This is a genomic window from Pseudomonas sp. St29 (assembly GCF_001547915.1).
GTDB lineage: Bacteria > Pseudomonadota > Gammaproteobacteria > Pseudomonadales > Pseudomonadaceae > Aquipseudomonas.
Genome location: NZ_AP014628.1, coordinates 5,123,628 through 5,136,069, shown reverse-complemented (window position 1 = coordinate 5,136,069; position 12,442 = coordinate 5,123,628). Strand labels below are relative to the sequence as shown.

General features: G+C 65.7%; 13 protein-coding genes. 11 read left to right on the top strand and 2 right to left on the bottom strand.

The features are described from left to right. Window positions 1–26: 26 nt before the first annotated feature. Entirely contained in the window at window positions 27–881 is an 855-nt protein-coding gene (locus tag PST29_RS22670; RefSeq protein ID WP_060844398.1) for a LysR family transcriptional regulator, read from the bottom strand. 89 nt (window positions 882–970) lie between these two features. Between PST29_RS22670 and PST29_RS22665 the strand changes: the two genes are divergently transcribed. The 5 genes from PST29_RS22665 (at window position 971) to PST29_RS22645 (ending at window position 5,082) form a co-directional block, all read left to right on the top strand. Beyond that, the gene (locus PST29_RS22665) at window positions 971–1,405 is read left to right on the top strand and encodes a multidrug/biocide efflux PACE transporter (protein ID WP_060840634.1); all 435 of its coding nucleotides are present in this window, start codon (window positions 971–973) and stop codon (window positions 1,403–1,405) included. A 189-nt stretch (window positions 1,406–1,594) separates the two neighbouring features. Further along, window positions 1,595–2,203 (top strand): paraquat-inducible protein A, encoded by a 609-nt coding sequence (locus PST29_RS22660; RefSeq protein ID WP_060840633.1) that lies wholly within the window; start codon window positions 1,595–1,597, stop codon window positions 2,201–2,203. Beyond that, complete coding sequence (locus tag PST29_RS22655; protein WP_060840632.1) at window positions 2,203–2,817, top strand: paraquat-inducible protein A; 615 nt, start codon at window positions 2,203–2,205, stop codon at window positions 2,815–2,817. Before PST29_RS22660 ends, PST29_RS22655 begins: the two co-directional genes overlap by 1 nt. Next, entirely contained in the window at window positions 2,810–4,501 is a 1,692-nt protein-coding gene (locus tag PST29_RS22650) for a PqiB family protein (protein WP_060840631.1), read from the top strand. The genes PST29_RS22655 and PST29_RS22650 overlap by 8 nt, the downstream gene beginning before the upstream one ends. Next, window positions 4,498–5,082, top strand: coding sequence for a PqiC family protein (locus PST29_RS22645; protein WP_060844397.1), 585 nt, complete (start codon window positions 4,498–4,500; stop codon window positions 5,080–5,082). The genes PST29_RS22650 and PST29_RS22645 overlap by 4 nt, the downstream gene beginning before the upstream one ends. A 451-nt stretch (window positions 5,083–5,533) precedes the next feature. On the opposite strand, the gene PST29_RS22640 is transcribed toward PST29_RS22645, so the two are convergent. Then, a complete protein-coding gene (locus tag PST29_RS22640; RefSeq protein WP_060840629.1) occupies window positions 5,534–6,451 on the bottom strand; it encodes a LysR family transcriptional regulator in 918 nt (305 codons plus the stop codon). 199 nt (window positions 6,452–6,650) lie between these two features. On the opposite strand from PST29_RS22640, the gene PST29_RS22635 reads away from it, so the two are divergent. The 6 genes from PST29_RS22635 to PST29_RS22610 all read left to right on the top strand — a co-directional run bounded on the left by PST29_RS22635 (window position 6,651) and on the right by PST29_RS22610 (window position 12,418). Then, window positions 6,651–7,409 (top strand): 5-oxoprolinase subunit PxpA, encoded by a 759-nt coding sequence (locus PST29_RS22635; RefSeq protein ID WP_060844396.1) that lies wholly within the window; start codon window positions 6,651–6,653, stop codon window positions 7,407–7,409. 108 nt (window positions 7,410–7,517) lie between these two features. Then, complete coding sequence (locus PST29_RS22630) at window positions 7,518–7,760, top strand: acetyl-CoA carboxylase (protein WP_060840627.1); 243 nt, start codon at window positions 7,518–7,520, stop codon at window positions 7,758–7,760. 10 nt (window positions 7,761–7,770) lie between these two features. Then, window positions 7,771–9,144: an acetyl-CoA carboxylase biotin carboxylase subunit gene (locus tag PST29_RS22625; protein WP_060844395.1), complete on the top strand. Its 1,374-nt coding sequence runs from the start codon at window positions 7,771–7,773 to the stop codon at window positions 9,142–9,144. Further along, complete coding sequence (locus tag PST29_RS22620) at window positions 9,141–10,013, top strand: 5-oxoprolinase subunit B family protein (protein ID WP_060840625.1); 873 nt, start codon at window positions 9,141–9,143, stop codon at window positions 10,011–10,013. The genes PST29_RS22625 and PST29_RS22620 overlap by 4 nt, the downstream gene beginning before the upstream one ends. After that, window positions 10,010–10,984, top strand: a complete 975-nt coding sequence (locus tag PST29_RS22615) for a biotin-dependent carboxyltransferase family protein (protein WP_060844394.1) — start codon at window positions 10,010–10,012, stop codon at window positions 10,982–10,984. Before PST29_RS22620 ends, PST29_RS22615 begins: the two co-directional genes overlap by 4 nt. Before the next feature lie 111 nt (window positions 10,985–11,095). Further along, a complete protein-coding gene (locus tag PST29_RS22610; protein ID WP_060844393.1) occupies window positions 11,096–12,418 on the top strand; it encodes a purine-cytosine permease family protein in 1,323 nt (440 codons plus the stop codon). Window positions 12,419–12,442: the final 24 nt, after the last annotated feature.

Genomic DNA, 12,442 nt, shown 5'->3' with positions numbered 1-12,442 from the left:
GGGCGGCCAGGAGCCGGTGAACGCGGTCATTGCAGCATCCGCGCCAGCAACCAGCTGCCCGCCGGACCCGGTGGGTGCAGGCGTGACCAGAGCGCGTCCACCGCCACGGTGCGTGGCCAGCCACGGACCTGCAGCTCCTGCAACCTGTCTGCGCCGAACCCTTCCACCAGCCAGCGCGGCAGGGGCGCCCAGCCAAAGCCGCCCTGGGCCATCTCCAGCAGCATCAGGTAGCTGGGGGCCGACCAGACCCGGCCCTGGCTCCGGCTCTCGTAAGGGTTGAGCACGGTCGCCAGGCGCAGTTCCCGGTGCTGGCGCAGGGCTTGTTCGTCGACCTGATCCCGCTCTGCCAGGGGATGGTTGCGCGACACGTAGAGCGACATTTCACCCCGTTCATCCAGGGTCTTGTGCTCCAGGTCCGCCGGGTAATCGTCCTGCTGCTCGGCAAAGGCGATGTGCGCCCGGCCGCTTTGCACCAGGGCGATCAGGTCTTCGCACTCGGCGATCAGGCATTCCAGCTCCAGGTCCGGATAACGCTGCTCGAAGGCGCTGAGGCAGCTTTCGAAACGATCCGACTGGTAGGTGTCGGACAGGGCAATGGTGAGTTTCGCCTCGACCCCTCGGGACAGTTGGCTGGCGGTCATTTCCAGGCGGCTGGTGGCGGCGAGAATCTCTTCGGCGCGCTGCAGCAGCACGTGCCCGGCCGGTGTCAGCCCGGGCTTGCGGCTGCTGCGATCGAACAGCTGGACATCCAGGTCGATCTCCAGGCTCGCCACCGCCGCGCTGATGGTGGACTGGCTCTTGCCCAGCTTGCGTGCGGCAGCGGAAAAGGAGCCCTGGGTGGCGGCCTGGACGAACGCCAGCAGCACTTCATGTGAGGCCATGAACTATCGCCTTGATCGATGGTTATTGATTATCAAGTATCGGCCTGCTCCTGGATGATCGCCAGCACCTTTACTTCAGGAGTACGGCAATGAGCCTGCCTAAATCCCTTACCGAACGTATTTTCCAGGCGGTCGCCTTTGAGCTGCTGGCGGTGTCGATCTGTACTCCGCTGCTGTCCTGGATCATGGACAAGCCCATGGTCGACATGGGCCTGGTGACCCTCGCCATCGGCCTTCTGGCCCTGGGCTGGAACGTGCTGTTCAACGGTCTGTTCGATCGTTTGCTCAAGCGTCTGGAGCTTGAACACACCGCCAGGACCCGGGTCCTGCATGCCTTGCTGTTCGAAGGCGGGCTGGTGGCCTTCTGTGTGCCGCTGATTGCCTGGTGGCTGGATATCAGCCTGTTGCAGGCCTTGCTCCTCGACATCGGCGTGTTGTTGTTCTTCCTGCCCTACACCTACCTCTACCACTGGGCCTACGACGTGCTGCGGGGCAAGTGGCTGCAAACGCGCCTGGCCCATTGAACGGGAGGGCGTCCCGGGATTGACCGCCTTCGGTGGCGGGCGGCGAAAATCTCCGGGGCGCCTATCATGGCGTAGACACCGGCGGCGACGCAGCAGACAAAACTGGACACTGTCCTGATGTTTTTCTGAAAATATGCGCCAGCAGGTTCGAGTCACTGAACCTGCCGCCCTCCCGACTATCTGAAGACCATGACTATTTCCCGCAACTGGATCATCTGCGAGCACTGCGATTCGCTGTACGAATCGGTGCCGCTCGGCAAGGGCCAGGCCGCCCAGTGCTCGCGCTGCGGCGCGCTGCTGGCCCGCGCCCGTCACCTGAGCGTGCAGCAGCTGTTCGCCCTGTCGATCACCGCCGGGGTGTTATTCGTCTTCGCCAACCTGTTTCCGGTGATCAAGATCAGCCTCGAAGGCCTGAGCAACGAGGCGACCCTCTGGCAATCGGTCGAGGCCCTGGCTCAGGGGCGCATCAGCCTGATCGCGGCGATCACCGGCCTGACCATCATTCTCGCGCCGTGCCTGCAGATCATCCTGCTGTGCTGGGTGCTGGGCTTTGCCAACGTCGGCCGTGCGGCGCCGGGCTTCAAGGCCTGCATGCGGGCCCTGGAGCACCTGCGCCCCTGGAGCATGCTCGAGGTGTGCCTGCTGGGCATCCTGGTGGCCATCGTCAAGCTGGCGGGGATGCTCGATGTGCATCCGGGGATGGGCCTGTGGGCCCTGGCGATGCTCACGGTGCTGATCATCCTGATCTCCGGCAAGGACATCCGCTACCTCTGGGATGACCTGGAGGGCCGCTACTGATGAGTGCGCCGCCCTACGCCCGGGATTACCAACTGATGCTGTGCCACACCTGCGGCCAGGTCTGCCAGGACTTCGAACACCGCTGCCCGCGCTGCGATGCCGTGGTGCATGCGCGCAAGCCCAACAGCCTGGCGCGTACCTGGGCCTTTCTGCTGGCCAGTCTGATCTTCTACATCCCGGCCAACCTGCTGCCGGTGATGCACACCAGCATCTTTGGCAGCGCCAGTGAAAACACCATCATGAGCGGCGTGGTGGAGTTCTGGAAACACGGCTCCTGGGACATTGCCCTGCTGATCTTCATTGCCAGCGTGGTGGTGCCCTGCAGCAAGTTCTTTGTCCTTGGCACCCTGTTGGTGACCTGCCAGCGCCGCAGCCTCTGGGCCCAGCGCGAGCGCGCCAAGCTGTACCGCTTCATCGAGCTGATCGGCTACTGGTCGATGCTCGACGTGCTGGTGGTGGCCCTGGTGGCGGCCCTGGTGCAGTTTCGTGCCCTGAGCTCCATCGATCCGCGCATGGGCATTCTGTTTTTTGGTTTGGTGGTGGTGCTGACGATGTTGGCCGCCATGAGTTTCGATCCCCGGCTTATCTGGGACGCAGAGGTTGAAGATGTCTGAGCATCCAGGTTCCAACGCAGCAAATCCTCGGCCCGCGCCTGGTGCTCCGGCGCTGCGCACGCGGCGCTTCAATGTCTCGCTGGTGTGGCTGGTGCCGATCGTCGCGGCCCTGGTGGGGTTGTCGATGGTGGTGCACAAGTCGCTGTCGGCGGGGCCGGAAATCACCATCAGCTTCCAGACCGCCGAAGGCCTGGAGGCCAACAAGACCCAGGTCAAGTACAAGAACGTGGTGATCGGCAAGGTGACCTCCATCGCCTTGAGCGACGACCGCAAGAAGGTGCTGGCCAAGGTCGAGCTGGATCAGTCCGCCGAGCCCTTTACCGCCGACGACTCGATGTTCTGGGTGGTGCGCCCTCGGATCGGCGCCAACGGCGTTTCCGGGGTCGACACTCTGCTCTCCGGAGCCTTTATCGGCGCCGACGCCGGCCGCTCGGAAAAGCGCAAGGACAGCTTCAAGGGCCTGGAGACCCCGCCGCCCATCACCTATGGGCAGAAGGGCAAGCGCTTCACCCTGCACACCGATGACCTGGGCTCGCTGGATATCGGTTCGCCGGTCTACTACCGGCGCATCGAAGTGGGGCAGGTGGTGTCCTACCAGTTGGCCAACAGCGGCAAGGGCGTGGACGTGAAGATCTTCGTCAACGCGCCCAACGACAAGTACGTCACCACCGACACCCGCTTCTGGAACGCCAGCGGCGTCGACGTGACCCTCGGCGCCAACGGCCTGAAGGTCAACACCGAGTCGGTGTCGTCGATCCTCGCCGGCGGCATTGCCTTCGTCGAACCCAAGTACAGCCCCAATGCCCAGCCGGCCGAAGAGAACGCCGAGTACACCCTGTTCGGCGACCAGGACACCGCCCTGGCCCCGCCGGACGGCGCGCCCTATTACATCCGCATGCGCTTCGACCAGGCCCTGCGCGGCCTGTCGCTCAATGCCCCGGTGGAGTTCCTCGGGGTGAACATCGGCAAGGTGGTGTCCATGGACCTGGACTACGACGAACAGCGCAAGTATTTCCCGACCCTGGTCGGCGCGGTGATCTATCCCGAGCGCCTGGGCAAGGCCCACGAAAAACTGGTGAAGCAGACCGGCGGCGAAGACGACGCGCGCTCGGCCAAGCTGATCGGCACCTTCGTCAAGAACGGCCTGCGGGCCCAGCCCCGCAGCGGCAACCTGCTGACCGGGCAGCTGTACATCTCCCTGGACTTTGTCGCCAACGCCAAGCCGGTGGCCTACGACGCGGCGGCGCGGCCGCTGGAGATCCCCACCATCCCGGGCAGCATGGACAAGTTGCAGGAGCAGTTGCAGGCCGTGGTCGACAAGATCAGCAAGCTGCCGATCGACTCGATTGCCGCCAACCTCGATGGCAGCCTCGCGCAGATGCAGAAGACCCTCAAGCAGGTCAATGGCGAGGTGCTGCCGCAGATGCGCGACACCCTGGAGCAATCGAAGAAGACGCTGGCCAGCGCCAACGAGAGCTTCTCCGAGGACTCGCCGCAGCGCCAGAAACTCAGCCAGGCCATGGAAGAAGTGCAGCGCACCGCGCGTTCGGTACGGGTGCTCAGCGACTTCCTCGGGCGTCATCCGGAAGCGCTGATCCGCGGGCGCCTCAAAGACAACCAACCGGATGCCTACCAGTCGCCATCCTCCTCTGTTCGCGAATCCGTACCGGAAGCCCAGCCATGAAAACCCGTGCCCTGTTGCTCTGCCTGACCCTGGGGCTGGCCGCCTGCAGTTCCGCGCCCACCCGTTACTACACCTTGCTGCCGCCAGTCGCCGAAGGCAGCGGCGCGGCCCGCGCTGACGGGCCGCAGTTCGAAATGTCCACGGTGCGCATTCCGGTGCAGGTGGACCAGCCGCAACTGGTGGTACGCCAGGACAGCGGCAGCCTGGCGATCCTCGAAACCCAGCGCTGGAGCGCACCGCTGGTGGACGAATTCCACGATGCCCTGGCCAGCCAGATGGAGCAGAAACTCGGCACCCGCAACCTAGAAGGGCTGCCCAAGCAGCCCGGGCGTCCGGTGCTGTCATTGCAGACCGATGTGCGGCGTTTCGAATCCTTGCCCGGTCGCTATGCGCTGATCGATGTGGTCTGGAGCCTGCGCCTGCGGGGCGAGGGCGGCCCGGCCCGCAGCCTGACCTGCAGCAGCCAGATCCGTCAGCCGGCGGGTATCGAACTGAACAGCCTGGTGCAGGCCCACCAGCAGGCCATCGCCCAGCTGGCCGGGCAGATCGCCGCCGCAGCGCAGCGCTGGACCTGTCCCTGAATCAGCCCTGTCGCCGCTGCCGCAGGCTGTGAACGGCTTGGGCGGTATTCCGACGCGGCAGAGGCCAGGATGCTGAGGCCGCTGCGGGTTTGGCGGGCGATCGCCAGGCAAGGCCCTGTGGGCCTTTTCGCAGCCTCGCCGGGGCTCGGCAGCGGCTACAAACCCTGTGTAGTCGCTGCCGCAGGCTGTGAACGGCTTGGGCGGCATTCCGATGCAGCAGAGGCCAGGATTTTGAGGCCGCTGTGGGTTTGGCGGGTGATCGTCAGGCAAGGCCCTGTGGGCCTTTTCGCAGCCTCGCCGGGGCTCGGCAGCGGCTACAAACCCTGTGTCGCCGCTGCCGCAGGCTGTGAACGGCTTGGGCGGTATTCCGATGCAGCAGAGGCCAGGATTTTGAGGCCGCTGCGGGTTTGGCGGGCGATCGCCAGGCAAGCCCTGTGGGCCCACGAGGGGCTCAGCGTCGTGCCAGGTGTTGCTGGGGCGCGAGGAAGGCGTCGTGGAAGTAGGCACGCAAGGCCTGCATCGCCGGGGTGAAGGTGCGTTCGCGATGCCAGGCCAGCCCCACGCTCATCGGCGTGACCGCGTCGCTCAGGCTCAGGGTCTCGATGCGCTTGCCCTCCAGGGACCAGGGCCGGTGCACCAGGTCCGAAAGAATCGCCACGCCGCTGCCGTTGGCCACCATGCTGCGCACCGCCTCCACCGAGCTGGTGCGCACCCGCACGTTGGGCTGCTGGCCGGCCTGTTCCCAATAGCGCATGGCGCTCTGTTCGGCTTCGTCGACGGTGAGCAGGATGAACGGCTCCTGGGCCACGTCCGCCAGGCTGATGCTGGTGCGTTCGCACAGCGGATGGTGGGCCGGCAGCCATAGCCGGCGCTCGGAGTTGAACAGGGTCTGCGAGACGATGTCCGGGTGGGTCAGGTTGGCGGTGAGCACCACCGCCATGTCGAAGCGGCCTTCCAGCAAGCCTTGTTCGATGGCCTGGCGTTCCTGTTCATGCAGCTCGATGGTGACGTCCGGGTGCCAGTGCTCCAGGCGCTGCAGGTGGTGCGGCAGGAAGTAGCCGATCACCGTGTAGCTGGCCGCCAGGTGCAGCACGCCGCTGGCCCGGTAGTCCGGCAACGGGCTGTTCAGGGCATCCTCGACGCTGCGCAGAATCACGTAGGCGCGGTTGAGAAAGTGCCGCCCGGCATCGGTCAGGTTCATGCCCTGGGCCGAGCGCACGAACAACTGCACGGCGAGCATGGCCTCCAGTTCCTTGATCGCCGTGGTCACCGCCGACTGCGAAATGTTCAAGTGAATCGCCGCCTGGGAGATCTGTCCGATCTCGGCGGTGGCCACGAAATAGCGCACCTGGCGCAAGGTCAACGACATGGCCCATTCCCCTCTTGTCCTGTAGGAGCCGGCTTGCCGGCCAAGGCCATCGAGCGAACGCCGATGCCATCACCTACAGCGCTGCTCGATAGCTTTATCTGTTTTTCAGAAGAAGCTCTATCTGATAATAGATCTTCCCAAGGGGTCAAGGCCGCTCTAATTTCTGTTGCACGAAGTCACAAGAGTTGGAGCAACAGTGATGCAGGCAGTGGATTTCAATTCGGACATGGGCGAGAGCTTCGGCCCCTGGACCATCGGCGATGGCGTCGACAACGAACTGATGGGCTTCATCAGTTCGGCCAACATCGCCACCGGCTTCCATGCCGGCGACCCCGGCACCATGCGCCGCACCATCGAGCAGGCCAAGCGCCAGGGGGTGGCCATCGGCGCTCACCCGGGGTTTCGCGACCTGGTGGGTTTCGGTCGCCGGCACATCAATGCCCCGGCCCAGGAGCTGGTGGACGACATGCTCTATCAGCTCGGCGCCCTGCGTGAGCTGGCCCGGGTGCAAGGCGTGAAGCTGCAACACATCAAGCCCCACGGCGCGCTCTACATGCATCTGGCCCGGGACGAGGAGGCGGCGCGGCTGCTGGTGGAAAACCTGCGCAAACTGGAGCCCGAGCTGCTGCTGTATTGCATGCCCAACTCGGTGATCTGGCACGTGGCCCGGGAACTGGGGCAGCCGGTGATCCGCGAGTTCTACGCCGACCGCGACTACGACCTCAGCGGCTCCATCGTGTTTACCCGCAATGTCCGTGCCCTGGACCCGACCGCGGTGGCGGCCAAGGTGCTGCGCGCCTGCCAGACCGGCCTGGTGCGCACCGTCGAAGGCGAGGAGTTGTTCCTCGAGTTCGATTCCATCTGCCTGCACAGCGACACCCCGGGCGCCCTGGATTTGGTCGAGGCCACCCGCACCGCGCTGGACCAGGCCGGCATCGAGGTGCGCGCACCGCGCTGAGCGCATCCAGAGCCAGCCATCGACAAGAAGCACCGCGCACAGATGCGGGCCTCACCCGGGTTTTGAATTTTTGCCTGCCTTTCTACAACTATTCCAAAAGGAACAGACATGGCCGAACACAGTGTTATCACCCCCTTGCCGGGCACCTTCTATCGCAAGGCCACCCCTGAATCGGCGCCTTTCGTCGAGGTCGGCGACCTCGTCAGCGCCGATACCGTGATCGGCCTGATCGAAGTCATGAAGCAGTTTTCCGAACTGACCGCCGGGAGCGCGGGCCAGGTCAGCGCCTTTGCGGTGCAGGACGGTGATCCGGTGGAACCGGGTCAGGTCGTCGCGACGCTCAAGCAGTGAGGGCCGGGGCATGACTCAAGCAATCAAGAAATTGCTGGTGGCCAACCGTGGCGAGATCGCCGTGCGCATCATTGGCGCGGCCAAGGCCCTGGGCATTCCCACGGTTGCCGCGTGCAGCGAGGCGGATGCCGACTCCATGGCCGCGCGCCTGGCCGATGAAGTGCAGATCATCGGCCCGGCCCGGGCCGACAAGAGCTACCTGAATATCCAGGCCCTGCTCGCGGCCTTGCAGGCCAGCGGTGCCAACGCGGTGCACCCGGGCTATGGCTTTCTTTCCGAGAACGCCGGTTTCGCCGAGGCAGTGGTCGAGGCCGGGGCGATTTTCGTCGGGCCCAGCGCCGAAACCATCCGCCGCATGGGGGACAAGGCCGAAGCCCGGCGCACCGCCCAGGCGGCCGGGGTGCCGGTGGTACCCGGTTCACCGGACGAGCTCTTTGACCTGGAGGCCGCGCTCAAGGCCGCTGACAGCGTGGGCTTCCCGCTGTTGATCAAGGCCAGTGCCGGTGGTGGCGGGCGCGGGATCCGCCTGGCCCAGGACGCTGCGCAATTGGCCGAGGAATTCCCGCGGGCGCAACGCGAAGCCCAGACCGCGTTCGGCAACGGCGCGGTGTACCTGGAGCGTTTCATCGGCCGTGCGCGGCATATCGAGGTCCAGGTTCTGGGCGATGGCCAGCACGCGGTGCACCTGTTCGAGCGCGAGTGCTCACTGCAACGGCGGCGGCAGAAGATCTTCGAGGAAGCGCCGTCGCCGGTGCTCAGCGCCGCGCAGCGTGAGCAGTTGTGCAGCAGCGCCGTGCGCCTGACCCAAGCCTTGGGCTATCAGGGCGCTGGCACCCTGGAATACCTGTATGACGACAGCACCGGCGAGTTCTTCTTTATCGAAATGAACACGCGGATCCAGGTCGAGCACCCGATCAGCGAGCTGATCACCGGCATCGACCTGGTCCAGGCCATGTTGCGCATTGCCGGGGGCGAGCCCCTGGGGTTGCGCCAGAGCGATATCCAGCTCAATGGCGCGGCCTTGCAGATGCGCCTGAACGCCGAAGACCCGGCGCGGGATTTCTTCCCCAGCCCGGGTCGGGTCGAGCAACTGGTCTGGCCGCAGGGGCCGGGAGTGCGGGTCGATAGCCACCTGTACCCGGGCTATGCTGTGCCGCCGTACTACGACTCGCTGCTGGCCAAGCTGATCGTCCACGGAGCCGATCGCGACCAGGCCCTGGCCCGGGCGCGTCTGGCCGTGGAGCAGACCACCCTGAGCGGCATGGCCAGTACCTTGTCGCTGCACCGTGAACTGCTGGCCGAACCCTGGTTGCAGCAGGCCGACTTTCACACCGGAACCCTGGAAACCTGGCTGGCCACGCGCCGCGCCGGAGGTGTCGCATGAGCCAGCCGATCCGCTACAGCTTTGGTGCCGACGAGCACCTGTTCGCCGAAGTCAGCGACAGCATGTCCCTGGAAGCCTTCTTCAAGGGCATGGCGGTGACCCGCGCCGTGGAGCGCCTGGAATTGGACGGGGTGCTGGATGTGTGCCTGGCCAATGCCTCGTTCCAGATCCGTTTCGACCCGGACCGCATCGCTCCGCAAGCCCTGCTGGAAGCGGTGCAGCAGGCCGAGGCCGGAGCGGTGGCCGAGCGCAGCCTGCACACGCGGATCATCGAGATCCCGGTGCTGTACAACGACCCCTGGACCCATGAAACCCTGATGCGCTTTCGCGACCGGCACCAGGACCCCAGCGCCACCGATCTTGAGTACGCGGCGCGGATCAACGGCCTGGCGGACGTCGAGGCCTTCATTGCCGCCCACAGCGGCGCGCCCTGGTTCGTCTCCATGGTGGGCTTCGTCGCCGGGTTGCCGTTCATGTTCCAGATGGTCGAGCGCCAGCGGCAGTTGCAGGTGCCCAAGTACCTGCGGCCGCGCACCGATACGCCCAAGCTGACCCTGGGCCACGGTGGCTGTTTCGGCTGCATCTACTCGGTGCGTGGCGCCGGTGGCTACCAGATGTTCGGCGTCACTCCGGCACCGATCTACGACCCGCAGCAGCAACTGGCCTACCTCAAGGCGCACATGGTGTTCTTCCGTCCGGGGGACATCGTGCAATTCAAGCCCATCGACCGCGAGGCCTATGACCGGGCGGTGGCCGAGGTCGAGGCCGGGCGCTTCGACCTGCGCATCCGCGAGGTGGAGTTTTCCCTGGATGCCTTTCTCGCCGATCCGGTCGGCTATCCCAAATCGCTGCAGGAGGTGCTGGCATGATCAAGGTCATCAAACCGGGCCTGGCCACATCGGTGCAGGACTTGGGTCGCGAAGGTTTCTATCACCTGGGGATTCCGCCGTCCGGGGCCCTGGACCAGTACGCCCTGAGCGCGGCCAACCAATTGGTGGGCAACCCGGCAGGCGCGGCGGGGCTGGAGTGCACGCTGCTCGGGCCGGAGCTTGAGTTCGGCGCCGACGCCCTGGTGGCGGTTTGCGGCGCCCACATGACGCCCAAGCTCGATGGTGTGGACATGCACCTGGACACCGCCTTTGCGGTCAAGGCCGGGCAAGTGCTGCGCTTCGACTTTCCCAAGGCTGGGGCCCGAGCCTATCTGGCGGTGGCCGGTGGCATCGATGTGCCGCTGGTGTTGGGCAGCCGCTCGACCTACGCCCTGGGCGCCCTGGGTGGCTTCCAGGGTCGGCGTCTGGCGGCCGGGGATGAGCTGCCGGTGGGCGTCGCCAGCGGCAAGGGGCGAGCCGGTGCCAGCTTGCCCATGGCGCTGCGCCAGTCCCTGGGCGGCGAGATCACCCTGCGGGTGGTGCCGGGCCTGTACTACGAACGCTTGAGCGACGCGGCCAAGGCCAGCTTCTTCGCCGAACCCTGGACCGTGGGCTCGGAAGCGGACCGCATCGGCTACCGCTTCAAGGGCGGCAGCGCCTTGAGCTTCCAGCCCCGGGAGCAGCCGTTCGGCGCCGGTTCCGATCCTTCGAACATCGTCGACAGCTGCTACCCGATCGGCTCGATCCAGGTGCCGGCGGGGCTGGAGCCCATTGTCCTGCACCGGGACGCGGTGTCCGGTGGCGGCTACGCCATGATCGGCACGGTGATCAGCGCCGACCTTGACCTGATCGGCCAGATGCAGCCCAACCAGAAGGCCCGCTTTGTCGCGGTGACCCTCGAAGAAGCGCTGGAGGCCCGGCGCTCCTACAAGAAAAAGCTCGGCTGTCTGAGCAAACTGTTTCCTTCCTGATTCTGCCCGCCGCATCGCGCGGGCCATGCCAAACGGTACGCCAACGCCGCACTTCGGTGCGGTGACGGCTGCCCGCGCTTCAACCCTTGATCGGTTCTGGAGTACACGCACATGGCAGCTTTATCGCAAGCGAATCAAACCGGGCAGACCCCGGCCAACGTGGCCCTACCCAGCGATGCACGCATGGGCCGGCTGTCCCTGACCATGGCCTGGTGGGCGGTGTGCAGCGCGATGTTCTACATCGTGGTCGGCGCCTCCCTGGCCTTGTCCTACGGCACCCGCAATGCCTTGATCGGCATGCTCCTGTCGGTGCTCAGCTATGGCCTGATCAACAGCGTGCTCAGCCGTTTCGCCATGCGCAGCGGGCTCTCGGTGGCGCTGTTCTCGCGGTTGCTGTTCGGCAGCACCGGGGCTTGCCTGGCGACCCTGATCTTTTTCTCCACGGCCATCTACTACGCGGTGTTCGAGGGCTCGGTGATCGCCGTGGCGCTCAACCACCTGTACCCGCAACTGCTGTACCCGCTGGCGGCGCTGGTGGTGGTGCTGTACAGCGTGCCGCTGATCCTGGGCAGCGTGCAGCACTGGCTGGACAAGCTCAACGGCGTGCTGTTGCCGGTGTACCTGGGGGGCTTGCTGTTCGCCGTGGGCCTGTCCATCAGCCGTTATGGCTACCAGCCGCAATGGCTGGATTTCGGCCCGGCCAATCCCAGCAGCACGGGCTGGTGGGATTGCTTCGTGGCCTACATGGGGGTGTGGATCCTGATGCTGTTCACCTTCGACTACGCGCGCTTCGGCAAGCCCGAAGATGCCGGCTACCACGGTCGCTGGAACTTCGGCATGCCGTTCTACGCGGTGACGTTCTTGCTCAACGGTGCGGCAGGGATCTACCTGGTGAGCAGCATTCCCCATGAGGGCGCCCTCAATGAAGTCTCGGTGGTGATGGCCATCCTGCAATTGATGGGGCTCTGGGGCCTGTTGTTCGTCTGGGCCACCCAGACCCGGATCAACACCGCCAACTACTACCTGGCGACCCTGAACATGCAGGCGTTCTTCGCCCGCTTCGGCTTGCGCGGTTCCTACCTGATGTGGGCGGTGGCCGTGGGCATCATCGTCTATGGCCTGATGCTGGCGGACGTGTTCGCCTACCTGCTCAAGGCCCTGGCCTATCAGGGGATCTTCGTGGTGGCCTGGGTGGGCGTGGCCCTGGCGCAGATCCTGCTGGGGCGTACCGACGGCGCGGCGCTCGATCGCGTGGCGGCCTTCAACCCGGTGGGGCTGATGGCCTGGTTCGGCGGCACGGCCCTGGGCCTGATGCTGATGTGGGCGGGGGGCGGCCTGGCGAGTTTTTCCGCGCCACTGACCGGGGTCCTGGCGTTTGCCTTGCAGGCCGGGCTCGCCGCTCGCTTGCAGCGCGGCCTGCCCGCCGCCGGCTGAGCGGGCGACGGCGCAGGCGCTGGC